17 protein-coding genes are annotated in these 16,509 nt (G+C 46.1%); 9 read left to right on the forward strand and 8 right to left on the reverse strand.

The annotated features are described in order from the left end of the window. The first annotated feature begins 49 nt into the window (after window positions 1-49). The gene (locus tag MSMTP_RS10645; RefSeq protein ID WP_082090590.1) at window positions 50-1,150 is read left to right on the forward strand and encodes a mechanosensitive ion channel family protein; all 1,101 of its coding nucleotides are present in this window, start codon (window positions 50-52) and stop codon (window positions 1,148-1,150) included. Between the two features lie 118 nt (window positions 1,151-1,268). Here MSMTP_RS10645 and MSMTP_RS10650 read toward each other — a convergent pair whose 3' ends face one another. From MSMTP_RS10650 to MSMTP_RS10665, 4 genes are all read right to left on the reverse strand, one after another. Next, window positions 1,269-2,579: a phenylacetate--CoA ligase family protein gene (locus MSMTP_RS10650; RefSeq protein ID WP_048179113.1), complete on the reverse strand. Its 1,311-nt coding sequence runs from the start codon at window positions 2,577-2,579 to the stop codon at window positions 1,269-1,271. Window positions 2,580-2,748: 169 nt separating this feature from the next. Further along, window positions 2,749-3,342 (reverse strand): indolepyruvate oxidoreductase subunit beta, encoded by a 594-nt coding sequence (locus MSMTP_RS10655; RefSeq protein WP_048179116.1) that lies wholly within the window; start codon window positions 3,340-3,342, stop codon window positions 2,749-2,751. Continuing rightward, window positions 3,339-5,339 (reverse strand): indolepyruvate ferredoxin oxidoreductase subunit alpha, encoded by a 2,001-nt coding sequence (gene iorA / locus MSMTP_RS10660; RefSeq protein ID WP_048179118.1) that lies wholly within the window; start codon window positions 5,337-5,339, stop codon window positions 3,339-3,341. The genes MSMTP_RS10655 and iorA overlap by 4 nt, the downstream gene beginning before the upstream one ends. A 742-nt stretch (window positions 5,340-6,081) precedes the next feature. Beyond that, a complete protein-coding gene (locus tag MSMTP_RS10665; protein ID WP_048179124.1) occupies window positions 6,082-6,771 on the reverse strand; it encodes a trans-aconitate 2-methyltransferase in 690 nt (229 codons plus the stop codon). A gap of 257 nt (window positions 6,772-7,028) precedes the next feature. Here MSMTP_RS10665 and MSMTP_RS10670 point away from each other — a divergent pair, with 257 nt between their 5' ends. Then, window positions 7,029-7,277: a hypothetical protein gene (locus MSMTP_RS10670; protein WP_048179126.1), complete on the forward strand. Its 249-nt coding sequence runs from the start codon at window positions 7,029-7,031 to the stop codon at window positions 7,275-7,277. 122 nt (window positions 7,278-7,399) lie between these two features. Here the strand turns inward: MSMTP_RS10670 and MSMTP_RS10675 are convergent, their stop codons facing one another. Further along, window positions 7,400-8,650: an NADP-dependent malic enzyme gene (locus MSMTP_RS10675; RefSeq protein WP_048179128.1), complete on the reverse strand. Its 1,251-nt coding sequence runs from the start codon at window positions 8,648-8,650 to the stop codon at window positions 7,400-7,402. Between the two features lie 287 nt (window positions 8,651-8,937). On the opposite strand from MSMTP_RS10675, the gene MSMTP_RS18030 reads away from it, so the two are divergent. Both MSMTP_RS18030 and MSMTP_RS10685 read left to right on the forward strand, forming a co-directional pair. Continuing rightward, window positions 8,938-10,800, forward strand: coding sequence for a helicase C-terminal domain-containing protein (locus MSMTP_RS18030; protein WP_052718376.1), 1,863 nt, complete (start codon window positions 8,938-8,940; stop codon window positions 10,798-10,800). A gap of 136 nt (window positions 10,801-10,936) precedes the next feature. Continuing rightward, window positions 10,937-11,332, forward strand: coding sequence for a Mov34/MPN/PAD-1 family protein (locus tag MSMTP_RS10685; protein WP_048179130.1), 396 nt, complete (start codon window positions 10,937-10,939; stop codon window positions 11,330-11,332). A gap of 46 nt (window positions 11,333-11,378) precedes the next feature. Here MSMTP_RS10685 and MSMTP_RS10690 read toward each other — a convergent pair whose 3' ends face one another. Both MSMTP_RS10690 and MSMTP_RS10695 read right to left on the reverse strand, forming a co-directional pair. After that, on the reverse strand, window positions 11,379-11,627 hold the full coding sequence (locus tag MSMTP_RS10690) for a KEOPS complex subunit Pcc1 (RefSeq protein WP_048179131.1): 249 nt from the start codon (window positions 11,625-11,627) through the stop codon (window positions 11,379-11,381). Window positions 11,628-11,714: 87 nt separating this feature from the next. Further along, window positions 11,715-12,173, reverse strand: coding sequence for an rRNA maturation protein (locus tag MSMTP_RS10695; protein WP_048179133.1), 459 nt, complete (start codon window positions 12,171-12,173; stop codon window positions 11,715-11,717). A 256-nt stretch (window positions 12,174-12,429) separates the two neighbouring features. Between MSMTP_RS10695 and MSMTP_RS10700 the strand changes: the two genes are divergently transcribed. The 4 genes from MSMTP_RS10700 (at window position 12,430) to MSMTP_RS19295 (ending at window position 14,363) form a co-directional block, all read left to right on the forward strand. Then, complete coding sequence (locus MSMTP_RS10700) at window positions 12,430-12,828, forward strand: tetratricopeptide repeat protein (protein ID WP_156153793.1); 399 nt, start codon at window positions 12,430-12,432, stop codon at window positions 12,826-12,828. Between the two features lie 55 nt (window positions 12,829-12,883). Further along, window positions 12,884-13,600, forward strand: coding sequence for a hypothetical protein (locus tag MSMTP_RS10705; protein ID WP_156153794.1), 717 nt, complete (start codon window positions 12,884-12,886; stop codon window positions 13,598-13,600). A gap of 183 nt (window positions 13,601-13,783) precedes the next feature. Then, window positions 13,784-14,104, forward strand: a complete 321-nt coding sequence (locus MSMTP_RS19290; RefSeq protein WP_156153795.1) for a hypothetical protein — start codon at window positions 13,784-13,786, stop codon at window positions 14,102-14,104. 85 nt (window positions 14,105-14,189) lie between these two features. Next, entirely contained in the window at window positions 14,190-14,363 is a 174-nt protein-coding gene (locus MSMTP_RS19295) for a hypothetical protein (RefSeq protein ID WP_156153796.1), read from the forward strand. A gap of 32 nt (window positions 14,364-14,395) precedes the next feature. Here the strand turns inward: MSMTP_RS19295 and MSMTP_RS10715 are convergent, their stop codons facing one another. Continuing rightward, on the reverse strand, window positions 14,396-14,842 hold the full coding sequence (locus tag MSMTP_RS10715) for a hypothetical protein (protein WP_048179141.1): 447 nt from the start codon (window positions 14,840-14,842) through the stop codon (window positions 14,396-14,398). A gap of 585 nt (window positions 14,843-15,427) precedes the next feature. Between MSMTP_RS10715 and MSMTP_RS10720 the strand changes: the two genes are divergently transcribed. Continuing rightward, on the forward strand, window positions 15,428-15,991 hold the full coding sequence (locus tag MSMTP_RS10720) for a hypothetical protein (RefSeq protein ID WP_052718377.1): 564 nt from the start codon (window positions 15,428-15,430) through the stop codon (window positions 15,989-15,991). Window positions 15,992-16,509: the final 518 nt, after the last annotated feature.

Raw genomic sequence — 16,509 nt, forward strand, 5'->3', positions numbered from 1 at the left:
CGAATCTTCATTAAGGTTTATATAAAGCCTCTAACAAACATCCGGTACCATGCATTTCCCGCAATCTGCCATTACCTTAAATCTATCTCAATATGATGATGGGATTGGCCAGACCTTTGACTGGTTTTCAAACAACCTGGACACACTCGTCTTTATTCTTATAGTGACAGTGAGCACCATTTTCTTTGCAAGGCTGGCAAACCACCTGATGCAGAGTTACCTGAAAAACGCAAGTGATCGGCTTCATGTGGATATGACCACATTCAGGATGTTCCGGCATATTACGGTCGCTGCAATCTATTTCATGGGCCTGCTGATTATCATCTTCAGCATCCCTGACCTCCAGAACATCGCCACCGCCCTTCTTGCTTCTGCAGGACTTGCAGGTATCATTATCGGTTTTGCGGCACAGAGCACGCTGAGCAACATTATCGCAGGGCTCTCCCTTGCCATATTCCAGCCCTTCAGGGTTGGAGACAGGGTCAACATAATGAACGAATACGGGAAAGTAACGGACCTGAACCTCAGGCATACGGTGGTCACCACCTGGGACAACCGGCGCCTTATAATCCCGAACTCCATAATTAGCGAAGAATCCATCATTAACTGGACCATCGAAGACCCTGCGATTATCTGGCCCATAGACATCGGGATCAGCTACGATGCCGACATCGACTTCGCCCGGAAACTTATGATCGAAGAAGCCAGGAAACATCCCAACGTCATGACCCCCCAGAAAGTGGAATACAACATTTTAAGGCCGGGCTTCAGGAAAAAAGAGTCCCAGAAAACGGGGCTTCTGGACATTTACCCTGCACTGTACACCGTAGACCCTGACTTCCGGGAAAGGGGAGATATTGAAGTCTACGTAACAGAACTCGGGGATTTCGCAGTGAACATGCGGCTGCTGGTCTGGTTCAAGGACCGGAGCGTTTCATACGGTTCAGGATGCCAGATAAGGGAAGCTATCAAGAAGCGCTTTGATAAGGAAGGCATTGAAATCCCCTTCCCATACAGGACCATCGTTTACAAGAAAGACATTGAGATGGAAAAAGAAGCTTCCGGAACAGGCGGCGGTCCGGGAGAAATTCCCGGGCAAAATGCCCCTTTCAGGACCTGCTCTCCCGAGAAAGGAATTGATGGGGATTGAGGAGACAGGGTAGAGTAAAACAAAAAAAGACAGGGGAAAAATAAGACAGGGAAAAGCCCCTGTTAATAAATGAGTCAGAAGGTGATCGGGAAACTCAAAAGTTGATGAAGAGGGACTCTCAAAGTTCCCTTTCGTCAAACACCCTTTTGCTCTTTTTCATGCTTCTTGGCAGGTCCCCGATTTTCACGGCCTCGACATCGACACTGACCCCGATGAAGTCTTTGAAGGCTTTTTTCAGGGCTTTTTCGGTCTTTGCTTTTCCATCAGGGTCATCGGCACCCTCAATTTCAACCTTGAAGAGCATGGAGTCCCTGCCTTCTTTGCGGGTCAGGAAGATCTGGTATTCGCTGCTTACCCCGGGGACTTTGTTATGGATAATGTCCTCGACCTGGCCAGGATAGATGTTTACGGCCTTGAACTTGATTCTGTCATCGCTCCTGCCCAGGATCCGGTCGATCCTCGGGAAGGGACAGCCGCACTTGCAGGGACCGGGAATGATTCGGGTCAGGTCCCGGGTCCTGTAGCGGATCAGGGGAGCGCCTTCCTTGGTGAGCGTGGTGATTACCAGTTCTCCCAGGGTGCCTTTCGGAAGCTGTTCTCCCGTGATCGGGTCTATGATCTCGAAGAGCAGGTGGTCGGACCAGTAGTGCATTCCTTCATGCCGGGAGCAGTCCAGGCCAATCCCGGGCCCGTAGATTTCCGTCAGCCCGTAGATGTCAAAGGTCTCCATCCCGAGTTCTGATTCGATCCTGTTCCGCATCTTTTCGCTCCAGCGCTCGGAACCCACGATCCCTACCCTGAGGTGGATCTGGTCCTTTATCCCACGCTTTTCGATCTCTTCTGCCAGGAGCAGGGCGTAGGAAGAGGTGCTTGCAAGGGCTGTCGACTTCAGGTCGGCCAGCATCTCAAGCTGCTTTTCGGTATTTCCCGGCCCTGTGGGAACCGCCATAGCCCCGAGTTTTTCGGCCCCGAGCTGGAATCCTATTCCTGCGGTCCAGAGCCCGTACCCGGGAGTGATCTGGATCCTGTCCAGGTTGTTCAGGCCTGCCATCATATAGCAGCGCATCATCATCTCGGCCCAGACGTCCACATCTTTCCTGGTGTAAGGGATGATCACAGGCTTGCCAGTGGTCCCGGAAGAGGAATGGATCCTGACGACCTCAGAATCGGGAACTGCCTGCAACCCCAGGGGATAGGCGTCCCTGAGCTCTTCCTTGGTCGTAAAAGGAAGTTTTTTCAGGTCTTCCAGGGTCTCGATTTCCTCGATGTCCACATTTGCTTCCTTGAATTTCTTCTGGTAGAAAGGACTACCTTCGGCTACACGCCTCAGCAGGCTTTTCAGTTTTGAAAGGGTATCTTTTTCCGAGAGTTCGGGACTATAGAGCTGGGCCTGCGGATCAAGCTCAGAATCCACGGATACTTCATACATTTCTTTTCACCTTCTGCTCTCCGCTCAGGTTTCGGAGATTAGCATAAATTTCTGGAATTAGCATTTTGGGAATTAGTATTGAAACCAGATTCTGGAAATTATCTGGAAATTGTCCGGAGATTGGGATTATTCCCGTATGTATAAGGAATTTCCAATTCAGATAGGAGATTCAGGAAATACCGGAAACCTCTTCCATTGCACGTTCAAACGCTGTGCTGTTAACTGCCCTGTACTTTTCGGGAATTTCAGCCTCGAGCACTGCCTGAAGAGTCTCTTTTGAAAAAGGCAGCACTCCGGTCCCTGCAACGGCTCCCAGCATGGCAACATTTGCGGCTTTAGGCGTTCCGGCTTCCCCGGCAAGTTTTGTGAAATCAAGGCAGAGCAGGCCCGGACAGCTTGCTTCCAGGAAGGAAAGCAGGCCCTCGGGGTCGTAGTCAGGGCTTCCGGGAGGCTTTGAAGCAGGGGGGATCTCGTGGGTGTTCACGATCACCTGCCCGCCTTTTTTCAGGAAAGCCAGGTTCCTCACGGTTTCCGCGGGTTCGAGGCCAAAGAGCAGGTCCGCCTGTCCAACCGGGATCAGGGAACCCGAAATTTCGTCCCCTATCCGGATATGGCTGCTTACCGAGCCTTCCCGCTGGGACATCCCTATGGTTTCAGCCGTACTCACATGAAAACCCGCTTTCATTGCGGTAAGGGCAAGCAGCCGGGAAGCAAGCACAACGCCCTGCCCGCCGACCCCTGCAATCAGGATATCGAATTTCACCTCAGCACCTCCTCAGTCTTTATGGCTCCGGAAGGGCAGATTTCGGCACAGAGCCCGCAGCCGCTGCAGTTGTCCAGGATCTGCGGTTTTTCACTCTCCGCGTTCCCTGCATTCCCTACGCTCCCTGCCTTCTCTGCATCCTCTCCGCTCTTCCCGACCGCTCCACCGGGAAGGGCCAGGGCAGGGCAGCCCAGCTGTTTCACGCAAAAGCCGCAGCCGGTACAGAGGTCAGGGTCGATTATGCAGCGTTTGTCGGATTTCGTTATCCCGACGCATTTCCCTTTGAACACAACAGCCGAAGGCCCCCGGAATTCCATGGCAGCTTTTGCGGCTTCCACACATTCGGCCAGGCTTTCGACTTCCACGGTCTTAACAAACTCGACTCCACAGCTCAGAACCACATTTGCAATGTCAATGGCTTTCGAGCTGCTCCCGAGAGCTGTCACCCCGATTCCGGGATGAGGCTGGTGCCCTGTCATGGCGGTTGTCCGGTTGTCAAGGACAGCAAGCGTGATATCCGCCTCGTTGTAGACTGCGTTTACCACTGCAGGGATGCCGGAATGGAAAAAGGTCGAGTCCCCGATAAAGGCGACGTGTTTGGCCTCAGGGTTCGTTCTGGAAAGCCCGCCTGCAATGCTTACCCCCGCCCCCATACAGAGGCAGGTGTCCACCATGTTCAGGGGATGGGCATTTCCCAGGGTGTAGCAGCCTATGTCCCCCGAGAAAATCGTATCTGTCTGAACTGCCTGCACTGTCTGCTCGGTATCCGGTGCTTGCAACGCCTTCGTTTCTTTTCTGAGCTGTTTTGCGGCCTGCTTGAAAGCGTAAAAGACGGTCCTATGCATACAGCCCGCACAAAGGGTCGGGGCCCGGATAGGCAGGGGAGGCAGCTTCTCCCGCAAAACTGCAGGGGACGCATGGGAGAGGCGGGAAGCAATTCCTATAGTTTCCAGCACTTTGTCGATGCCGTCGATCACGAGGTCCACGGAATATTCCCCGCTTACCGGGAAAAAGCCGTCCTTTTTCCCGTAAACGTCCACCTGGAGGTGTTCTTTTCCGATAAGCTTGAGGGCCTCTTCTTCGAGGTAGGGGTCCAGCTCTTCAATTACAATCAGGTTTTCGATCCCTTTCAGGAAGTCAAGAGCAGCCTTTCCGGGAAAAGGATGGACAGTCCCTATCCTGAAGAGGGTAAATCCGGCTTCAAAACCCCTGATAGCTTCCTTTGCATAAAGAGCCGAAACTCCCGAAGCCATGATCCCGATTTTTCCCTGCCCCGAAACCGTATTGTAAGGGAGGGCGGAAAAAAGCTCCGAGAGCTGTACCTGCAGCCCCTCAAGCCAGGGATGCCTCTCAGCCGTCAGCCGCGGAAAAATTGTCCAGCGCCTGTCTCTTGTGAAGCCTTCGAAATCCCATGCAACGGGTTTTATCTGTCCGGCTTCCATTCCGGCATCCATCCCGGCTGACGTCCCAATCTCCACATCCCCGGAGCCGTGAGAGACCCTTGTGGTGGTCCTGAGGATCACGGGGATTTCGTACTCGTGCGAAAGCTCAAAGGCCAGCTTTGTGAGCTCGTAGGCTTCCTGAGGCGTGGCAGGGTCCAGGACCGGGAGGTTTGCGAAATGCCCGAAAGCCCGGGTGTCCTGCTCGGTCTGGGAGGAATGGGGCCCAGGGTCATCGGCAACCAGCAGGACAAGGGCTCCCTTTACCCCAATGTAGGAAAGGCTCATCAGGGGGTCGGATGCAACGTTCAGGCCCACCTGCTTCATGGTTACAAGCGCTTTTGCCCCCGAATACGCGGCCCCGACAGCCGTTTCAAGTGCCACTTTTTCGTTACTGGACCACTCGGTGTAGATTCCACCCTTCTCCGAATACCTGATTACGGTTTCCAGAGCTTCGGTGGAAGGCGTACCCGGATACCCGGTAGCCACCTGGACTCCGGCTTCTATGGCCCCAAGCGCAATGGCCTCGTTACCCATTAACAGTTTTTTATTACTCAATGATACTCATCTCGGATCCGTAGGTGATAAATTGGAAAAACTCGATAATTAAATCGAGGGTTTACTTAAATTGAGGAGTCAATTAAATTGAGGAGTTGATTAAAGAACTAATCAAGTGGTTAATTAGAACTGATTATAGTAAGGTTTAAAGAGAAACTGAAATTCCCAGAGCCTTACTTAAAGCTTTTTTAAGACTCAGTAAATACCAGTATAACAATAAAGCCCATACTGCACGGTTTTTGAAAATGATGCTCAACTGTGTACAGCGTTGTTGAGACTAGTACGTGAAATTCCAATATAAAGCTTTTGATTTATCTACAGAGAGTTATAAACCGGTATTCCGCAAAAAAAAGGTCCACAACCCTTTTTAGGCAGGGAAGAAACAAGCAGATAAAACGAGTGGAAAAAAATAGAGGGAAAAGAAAAAATTCAGCTCTGTGAAGCTCTATAAAACGCTCTTTTAGGGCCAGACCCAATCGTCATTCAAGTTCAGAATCACCTCAAAAAGTTCGGTGATTTGATTTCATTCATTCGGACTCCCCGGGAAACACACTGTTCGAAAAAACCCGGACTCTCAACGGTCGTGCGAGTATGAACAGCTTTTTCCACAAAATATATTTGTATGACCAAAAAGGGTATTCAGATGACTAAAAAACACAGATTGATACGGTCCGGGGGTTTAAGTCCAGCCTTCCAGAATAAAAAAGCAAAAAGTAAAGTTTCACTGGCGAACCTTGAACCCTCAACGATTATTTCTATCCAGTTTTCTCCCAAACATCACTGCAAACTGATAGTACTTATATATACAGCTAACATCACAAAAACCTGCTTCTCTAAGCCAATCGAGCTGCTGGTCTAATCTTGAATCCTTATCAAGTTTAACCCTTTCATAAGCAGCCAATATTTCTTCTTCGGGCAAGCCGCTACTTTCGATCCGCTGTCTCCAGGTCGTCTTATTCAGATTTTCTATGAAAGGGGTTTCTCCATGTACCTGATCAGCGTTAATAAAAACCCCGTTCTCTTTAAGCATGGAATAGCTTTTTTTGTAAAGTTCCTTTTTTTCTTCATCCTCCAGATGATGGATAGATACGGCTGAAACTACCAGATCATATTTTTCCGTGAAATCATATTTTGAATAGTCTGCTGCAATGTATTTTACGTTTGAGTTATTTCCGAACCTGGCTTTTGCCATGTCCAGCATTTTTTCCGATATGTCAATAAGCGTAAATGATGCCTCCGGATATCTTTCCATCAGAAATGCCGATAGAAGCCCTGTTCCGGCACCTATATCCAGAATGCCTGGATTTTCCGCATCTACTGATGCCACGGATACCGCGATTCCATAAAAGTCATCGAAACAGGGTATAAACTTCTTTCTCTGTTCATCATACTTTTTTGAAATAGCATCAAACTTTCGTTGAATTTCGCTCATTTTTCCCCTCCAGGTTTTAGCAACAGGGAATGTTTCTTCTTTTTCTTCTTACTACGTTTTTCCTTCTTACTGCGTTTTTCCCTCTTACTGCATTTTTCCTTCTTACTGTATATGCCTTTGTACCGCACATAATTAATTCATTATTGACCTTTTGTCCGTATCCGATATTTGATTTCGATCCCTCAAAGTTAATTTAGGCAGAGTCTCTATAAAGCTCAAAAAATAATCTATTTATATTTAGTGGCACTGTTAGAAGCATGCATCTTGAAGATGAAGAAACAGTAAATGACGAAAAGAGCCGTGAATTTGGCGTATTGGGAGATGTTCTGCGGGAACTGCAAAGGGAAGAAATGGAGGAAACTGAGACATGTCTGGTGGAAGTCCAGGAAACCATTATAACACAAAACACGATAGAGATTCTGACAGAGATCAATGCAACATTAAAAGAAATGGCAGAGACGCAGAAAAGAATATTAGAAGAGATTAAAAGGAATAAGGCCGAATAACCCCTGATCCCTTTCCAGTTCATGACTGAACTTATCAGATCCAGATAGAAAGGTTGAGGAATAGAAAAATGTGAAAAAACCTGTCTCACAAACAGAGCTTTTTCAACTGGAACTCAAACCTCTCACGCTTCTTTTTCCAGGACATGCCTGGCAGAGCAGCTTTCGACGGATGCCCCTGCAACGGCTTTTGCGACTACCGGGACCACGTGCTTGTCAAGGGGCCCCGGGATTATGTAGTCCTCGGAAAGCTCCTCGCCCTTCACGATACCTGCAAGGGCATAGGCTGCAGCCGTCTCCATCTCCGGGGTTATCTTCCTGGCACAGGTGCTGAGAGCCCCTTTGAAAATACCGGGGAAGCCCAGGCAGTTGTTGAGCTGGTTCGGAAAGTCGGACCTGCCCGTTGCCACGATCCTGGCTCCTGCCCGTTTTGCGGCCTCGGGCATGATCTCGGGGACCGGGTTTGCCATTGCCATGACAATTGCGTCCTTTGCCATGGACCGGACCATAGCCTCGCTGACGATCCCTCCAGCCGAGACCCCGATAAAGAGGTCTGCTCCGGGAAAAGCATCCGCAAGGCTGCCTTTCAATTTTTCGGGGTTTGTCAGCCGGGCGATTTCTTCTTTTACGGGGTTCATGCTCTCTTTTCGGCCCTCATAAACAATCCCCCGGCTGTCGCAGACAAGCATTTTTTCGGGGTCTGCCCCTTCCCGGACCAGGAACCTGAAGATCCCGACCCCGGCAGCCCCCAGGCCGGACATGACAATCTTCAGGGCTTTCAAATCCTTTCTAACAAGCTTAAGGGCATTCAGGAGCCCCGCAAACATGACGATAGCCGTCCCGTGCTGGTCGTCGTGGATAAGGGGGATGTCCAGCTCTTCCCGCAGCCGGGTCTCTATCTCGAAACAGCGGGGAGCGCTTATGTCTTCGAGGTTGATCCCCCCGAAAACGGGGGCCAGGTACTTTACGGCTTTGATAATCTCCTCTGTTTCCTGGGTATCGAGACAGATGGGAAAGGCGTCAATCCCGGCAAACTCCTTAAAAATAATGGCCTTTCCTTCCATCACCGGCAAAGCCGCATGCGGCCCGATGTTTCCAAGGCCCAGCACGGCAGACCCGTCCGTGACAACGGCGACGGTGTGACTCTTCAGGGTGTAGAAATAGGCAAAATCCGGGTTCTCACTTATTTTCCGGCAGGGCTCCGCAACCCCGGGCGAATAAGCCACACTCAGGTCATGGATCGTGCGAAGACGGACCTTGCTAGCCGTCTCGAGCACCCCCCTGAGAGTCCTGTGCATGTCAAGCGATTCCTCATAAAGCGAAGCGTGAATATCTGCAGCCTTCTTCGGCTCCGAAGCAAAGCGCGTACCTCTCATCCCGATCCCCCGTAATCAAAAACCCGGTGTACCGGACCGGCTATCTTACCCGGACCCTTACCCCCGAATTGTACATTTGCTAATTGAATTATACAATCTGCTGGTTGAATTATACAATTTGCTGCATAATAATTTGTTGAGAACCTAAATAAAACAACCGTTTGCACTATAGTGCATACGACTGAACAGAATCACATCATAATAATTTATATCCGAAGCAGGGGTAGTTGACCAGGGATGGACACAAAATGAGTGAAGCCCAGGCATAGCATAACTGAGGTTTTTTGATGGGTACGTATGAAGAAATCCTTTCTTGTTTTCCTATGGAAGAGACCAGGCCAGAACAGCGACAGATAATCAAAGGCATTGTCGAGGCTCTCGACAAAGGACTGAAATACATTCTGGTCGAAGCCCCTACCGGGAGTGGAAAATCCCCGATTGCGATAGCTATTTGCAAATATTTTGGAAGGGGGCATATCTGCACCGACCAAAAAAGTTTGCAGAAACAATATTTGCGGGATTTTGAAGACTGTACCATACAGGCTATGGGCAGAGCGAATTTTGTCTGCAAACAGGCATCAATGGAGAAGGAAGCAGGCGAGGAAATCATGTGCAACAGGGGGACTTGCGTTCTTGATAAAAAGTTCAAATGTGTAGGCTGCGTTGTTGCAGGAGATGATCCAGAACCAGACGACCCTTTGTTTGCGGCATATTCTGCCTCAAGAGGCCCCCTTTTCTGGAAAAAAAAGGCGGAAGAATCCCAAAAATGCAATTACTGGCTTCACAAGACCAGGGCACTTAACAGCGACATAGTTATCCATAATTACCCTTACCTTTTAACTGAGGGAAATTATGTAGGGGATTTTGGGGTAAGGCCGGTCCTGGTTTCGGATGAATGTCACAACATCGAAAAGCAGATCATGAGCTTTTATATGATTTCATTCACCGAAAAGCTTCTTGAAGATCTTGGTGGTGTAGATTTTCCCTACATTGAAGATGATACTCTGGGTACCCATGACCAGATGAAGTACGGGCAGGAGAAGTTGCTCCCGTTGTGGATGGGGTGGCTGAATGACCTGTACATGAAGATTCCCGGCATGATAGTGAAATTGAATGCTATCAACCACTTTATCCTCAGTTTACCCAAAGATCAAGAGAAAGTTACGGAAGAAGAATTCCCATTCGACGTTCCAAAATCGTGCGAAGGAAAAACGAAATCAGAAGTGCAGGAAACGATTATAAAACTGATTGAGAACCTTGAAAACAAACACACAACAATATCTTTTTTCTTAGGCGATTACTCCGAAAACCCTAAAAATTGGGTTATCCAGATCGAACAGGAAGGTTCCGATATTGAAAAAGGGGAGTTCAAACCCGTCAGGATCAACAAGTTCGCTCAAGAGACGTATTTCAAATTCGGGGAAGTCAATATCTTGATGTCTGCTACCATCCTCGATTTTGATAATATGGCAAAGGACCTGGGAATTCCAAAAGGAAAGTACGCAACCATTAAAATTCCTCCTGTTTTCTCGAAAGAATCAAACAAACTGTATCACCTTCAGGTCTGCGACCTGGGCTATGAAAACAACCGTCTCTTCAAGGATTATGAAGCCAATATGAATAAAGTTGTGGAAACTATCGATGAAATTCTTGAGATATTTCCCACCCAAAAAGGAATTATCCACTGTAACACCTACAAAAACCTGCACTTTATAAAAAACCATTCGAAATACCGGGATCGAATCAAGGGACATACCTCCCTTAACCGGGAAGAGGTCCTGAAACAACATGAAGAGAGCGAAAAACCTCTCGTTTTATGTTCCCCTTCGATGTCTGAAGGAGTTGACCTCAAATCTGACACATCCAGGTTCCAGATAATCATCAAAGTCCCCTACCCTTTCCTGGGAGACATCCAGATCAAAGCACGAAAAAAGCAGGATCGGAAATTCTATAAAAACAGGACCGCCCTCTATCTGGTGCAGGCGATAGGCCGTTCTGTCCGGGATAAAGAGGATTGGGCTTACACCTTCACTATCGATTCGAGGTTCCCCACTTTCTGTCACGGACATCAAAAATTGCTGGAAAACTTCAACAGGCACGAAAGGCCAATTTCGGAATTTCCAGAAATAACAAAAAAACCAAAAGAATAAAGCAGTTGGAGTCCCACGCTCCCCAGACTAATTCCTCAAAAATCTACATGATGAAGACGAAGGTGAAGGAGAAGAAGATCTTCAGAAAACAATTATTCCAGAAACAGATATATCCCTTCCGGGAAAACTTACCAGTATGCAGATTAAGGGAATTGCCCGCGAAACCCTGGACTTCGTCCTCGAAGCCAGCAAGTCCATGGCTCCCCTGGAGTTCGCCGGCCTCCTGCAGGCGACGGACGGCGTCATTACCGAAGTCCTGATCCTCCCGGGCACCGAGTCCAGCAACAAAAGCGCAATTATCAGGCTCTACATGATGCCAAACGTCAAATCCGCAGGTTCCGTCCACAGCCACCCCGGTCCCAGCCGCCGGCCTTCCCGGGCTGACCTGCGCCTCTTTTCAAAGACCGGAAACTGCCATATCATCGTGGGTTCCCCTTATGACAGGAAAAGCTGGACCTGCTATGACAGGGAAGGAAAAGTCAGGGAACTCCCGGTGCTGGATGTGGATTTTGAAGAAGATTCGATAATTTAAAGGGTTTAACTTGAGCTCAAAAACGCCTAAGTGCGACGCTCGACTATTATTGCGCAGCAGCGGTGAGGTCTGAGACTTCCTGAGCGATCTGGATTAACCGGAACCAGGTGTTCAGGGCCGAGCGCATGGAAACGGCATCTTCGGCTCTTACTGTAAGTACAAGGCGGCCGTCGGCTTCAAGGGAGAGCCCTACAAGAGAGCGGTCGGAAAAAGCATCGTTTAGTTCGGGAAGGACAGCCATGTAGATTTTTTCGGCTTCACCGGATTCGAACACAAATTCTGCGGAAAGTTTCAAGGAATTCCTCCTTAGAAAAATTGTTTTTTAATTTGGAGAGGTTTCTGGACCCCTCAACTTAATTTTTAATTAAGAATAGATATTAAATCAGTACGCTTTAAAACTTTTGATATTGAGCTTGAAAAGGGACTTTCCTTCGTCCATGCAATCGATTTCTTCCTCACCAACCAACATAACGGGGACATCGCAAGGAGCTTCTTTAACCCTGTCGAAGGGGAGAAAAGATGCAAGAGCATTGGCAATTTCGCCTCTGCCAGAGAAGAGAGGTTCCAGTTCCCGGAAGCGGTGGGAATCGATTTTTGGGGAATAGGACTCCGTAAACCTTACAGAAAAAAGAAGTTGCCCGGCTTTTCCGTAAAAACCAAGTTCTCCGGGATTTCCGTGGTACTCTCCCACGAGTATCAGAGGTTCGGCTCCTGCAGACTCCAGAAGCTGCTGCATGCTCATCTTGCCGCGGTTCACATAACTTGCACCGGTGAAGCGCGAGAGGTACTTGCAAAGCGTCCGGGTCTTTGCAGAAGGTTTGCGAGAAGAAGTAATGAACATAGTTCTCATGATGGGTATGAAGTATTTTTCACTTTCCCTCCGCCTGGAGGCAGCTTATATTTTTGCATACATAGGATATGAGAATATGGGAATGCCAGGTTCATATTTTTCCAAAGGGTTGCGTTGTATCGTTCAATTCTTTTGTCCCCATTTTGCATCGTAATTACAATTATTGAGTGGTAATTGTACACAACGCATATGTAATATAATTGTGTCAATTTCTTATACAATACATTGCTATTGTAACACTGTTGTAATGGCAATTACACGACGAAAAAGCACTGTAAACGCAACGGTGTCTCCAATCCTTGCGAAAAAAATAGACGAAGGGATAACATCCGAAAAATATTCGAGCCAGAGTGACATCGTTTCAATTGCATTAGCAGAGCATTTCGTCCACGAAGAACAGCGCGAACACGAAAAAAAGATGGCACAATTGTATCAAGTTCTTGTAGAACACGAGGAAGGCAGGGCACTCCTGGATGAAGTTCCAAGGACTGCAAAAGAAAAAGCTGAGGCATTGACTAAGGCTGGAATTGCGCATGTTGAAGCTGGAGAATATGAGGAAGCTAAGAAGTGCTTTGCAAAAGCGAAAGAACTTGAAGGGAAAGATGATCTGCCTTCGACTATGAAAAGCAAAGTTGTGATTGAATAATATTTTTTCGTTCAATCAACTGTTTATATATAATCAAATTGAAAACGTGAGTACAATGAGTAACAAGAAAAAGAAAATAAAAAAAAAATATCGTTTTGAAATTGCGTACTTTTTGTTAGTTATTATGTTTTTTACAATGTACTTTATAGAATTAGAACAAACACATGCTGTAAGTTCATCTCTGATAACATCTTTTTTACTTTTGATAATTACTTTTTTTTATGCAGAATTCACAAGAAGATCCTTAATTTTTGAAAAGAATAAAAGCGATATTGAATTAAAACAAAAGCAACTCGAACTTTTTTATTATCCACTTTTTCAATTAATTAATGAGTATGAGAATCCTTCTGAAGTATCAAAAAAAGGTATCAATCGTCTCTATAAATATCAGCATTTAACTTTAGACTCCCCTTTCAGGCAAACTTTTCAAAAATATGCATCTGGAAATTTTGAAGGAACGCAAAATGAATTTAAAGAATTCAAAACAGGAGTAGATACTGAAATTAAAAATATTGAATCTGGACTTAATGATCTGTATAAAAACGAAGTCAAAATTTTGGACAAGGGATCAGAGGCTGTAAGGAACGCCCAGGGGTCGGGAAATGTAAGAGGTAATTTTATGGCTTTGTCTCCAATGGCAGAAATGTTCTTTGTAATATTCTTTGTAATTGCCGTATTTGTTATTTTAGGAAAATATATTCCTGAAATTCCAGTCAAATCCCTTAGTGGGATTCTGGTTGCTATCGGGTTTTTCGGAAAAGGAATCAGATAATGTAAGTAAAAAGGGGTCCAGGAAAGGACGAGAGGAGTAAGGGGGATATGCCTCAGGCGGTTTCGAATGTGTTATTTCGGAAGAAAAAGTTGTGATTGGATAACAAATAGGCAAATTTATTTAGTACCTAGTCTAATTTTTTTCAAATGAATTAATCGATCATAAAGAAAGGGGAGATTACATTTGCTGACTGAAAAAGATATCTTTGAGTCGTTTGAAAGTGGGAGGTGCCCATTTTGCGGCTCTGAGGATTTTAGCGTGGTTATAATCTGTCCCTTTTATGGTGGTTACACTACCGGGTGTGAAGGCTGTTTTGATGGTGCTTGTGCTCATTGTGCACCAGAAGACCGGAAGATCGATCAGGATGTTTACATGTGTTGGGACTGTCACAAGGGTTATAATTTTAGAACGAAATGTGTAGTCACTGATCAATTTATACACTATCTGGGTCCTGGGAATGCTTTTAGGCAAAATATTGAAAAATTGAAAGAAGATAGCTATTGATCTTTTTTGTTTGGGCTGAGTAGTTACTTTTAAACTTGACAGCAAATTCTGAGGGAAAAGTTTCAAAAGCTTATGCGCCGGGGGTTTGGGGGAGGGAAAGAAAAAAGAGAGGAGGGATAAGAGGATAAGACCCGGAATCCTTAAGTTTCTACAGGAGTTTTACAGCCTGGCTGCATGCCGGAGCTCCGGGTTCTCCGGCTTCTTGCAGCTTTTGAATGTATCTTTATTTAATGCATTTCCCATATTGAATAATGTTTAACCTCCCAACATATTCATATTTTTTGGGGCCGCTTATATCTTGTTGCAATTGGGTTTACCGCTGTTGGCCCCTATGGAAATGTCGTTTCCAAGGGAGGTTCTGATGTGCCAGTATGGTTCCGTGCATTCAGGAGTCAACGGCCAGGAGAGTGTCATGGCTACAAAGACATCTCCGCAGTTCATTGTGTTCAGGATCTCAATTGCTTTTTTGAAGTCAATTTCGTAGGAATCAAAGGTTTGTATTCCAAGGGGGCAGAGTATTGGAACCGCCTGTGTCAAGCCGATTAATGGGAATTGGGCCCCATAAAAGCTGTAGCAAACTCCATCATTTGTCCGGAATATATAGTCCCAACCCAGAACATCTTCGGGGGTACGTCCGGCTCCATTCTTGATCCGGGCTTCTTTTAACATAAGCCCTTTAAATTTTACGTCTCCTAATTTGGCAGATGCTTCATCCATAATGTCTTTTAAAGATACCATAATTATTCCCTCTTTTCTATTTTTGTTGATATTCCAAACATAAATATTTTTTAAAGCAACCCTGTGTAAAACTTCAGAATTTGCTTAGACAAACATTTGAAATATTATTTACAAAGATGGCAGTTATTGCATATCAACTTTGCTACAATTAATTATTTTATTCGAACTTCATAATACATATGCAAAAAAAAATAATATTTAGGAGGGAGGGATTGGAGAAAAAGACCAGAATAACATACTAGAAACTAATCGAATTGAGATAACTCGAGGCCGTGAAGACTTTTTTCTTTACTTTTGACAGCCGTGCTGAGGCTTTGAGCTCCTCTGGATCTGCCTGTCCCGGCCTGGCTGTATTCCAGAGCTCCACCTGATCTCCCCAGGGTGGATCTTCAACGACTTGACCTTATGACGGCCTCGTTGTTTCAAAGATATCAAAAGCTTATACGCCGGGGGTTCGGGGGAGTTTTAGCAGGCCCAAAAGTGTAATTTCTACAGAAAAACTTGTGATTGAATAACAATATAGGAAAATTTATTTAGTTTCACGTCTAATTTTTTTCATAATTTCTAAAGTTTAGGTGTGGCGTGATGAAATTAGTAACTAAAGTTATCGTTCTTTTTGTAATCTTTGCAACTTTATTGGCTGTGGGGTGTGTGGGGTCAGCTGACGAAGAAACTTTGAATAATTGTGAAGAGAGTTTATCGGGATCAGCTGACGAAGAAAGTTCACTACAGGTTGAGGAAAATTCACCCCAGTCCAACACATCCACATATCAAGATGAAGAATGGATAGCTTCTGCGAAAAATCAATCAAAAATCATTCGAACTGATTTTGCAGGGATAAGCAGTGCCCGGGAGTCGTTTGACGCTGACGTTTTGGGAAAATGGGGTCAGAATCTTGTAAACGATACCCGGGAAGCCAAAGAAGAAAATGATAACTATACGGTATCCTCCACGCTCCAGGACGCTCAAAAACAATGGGTGTTAGCTCTACAAGATTACAATAAGGCAGGTAAATTCATAGTAACAGGGGCGGATGCTTACAAAAACGGTCATATCATATCAGCTACAAACGATTTCCGAAAAGCAGCTACATTCGTGAAGACTGGTACCGAAAGCGCAAAATTGGCCGCGGCTTATGTTGAGCCGTGAATGTCATTTTTTAGGCTTCTTGAATATATGTGGGGGTTGGATTGAACGGGAACAGGGGTTGAAAAAAGAGAAGGGGGATAAAGAAGATACGCCTCAGGCGGTTCTAAACGTGTAATGTCTAGCGGCTTTGTGTAAAAAGATTTTTGCTCTGATTTTTTACACAACGCCGAAGCTCTAAAAAAAATATTTGCGTTCTCACCCAGGAAAACCTGGAAGCCTCGAACGGTGTTCAACGGAGTTTTTTGTAGGAAAGATTCAAGGTGTTGAATTCGGCGTATGGTTGTGCTTGTGTTGATTTTATGTTTGTCCCTAATACCCAATGTTCATTCTTCGATGTGTGGAAATGCTTGTTGTGGAGGCGACGAGATGAGAACGCAATGTGTACTACGACCCCCCATTATTTAATACTTTTGATTGAAAATTTAACACTTATTAATACGAATGAGTTTTTTTATTACTGCCATGTCCCAATGTATCAGCACTCCGGCGGATTGATCCATTGCGGGGCCCTCGTTGTG

Source organism: Methanosarcina sp. MTP4, from assembly GCF_000970045.1.
In the GTDB taxonomy this organism is placed as follows: domain Archaea; phylum Halobacteriota; class Methanosarcinia; order Methanosarcinales; family Methanosarcinaceae; genus MTP4.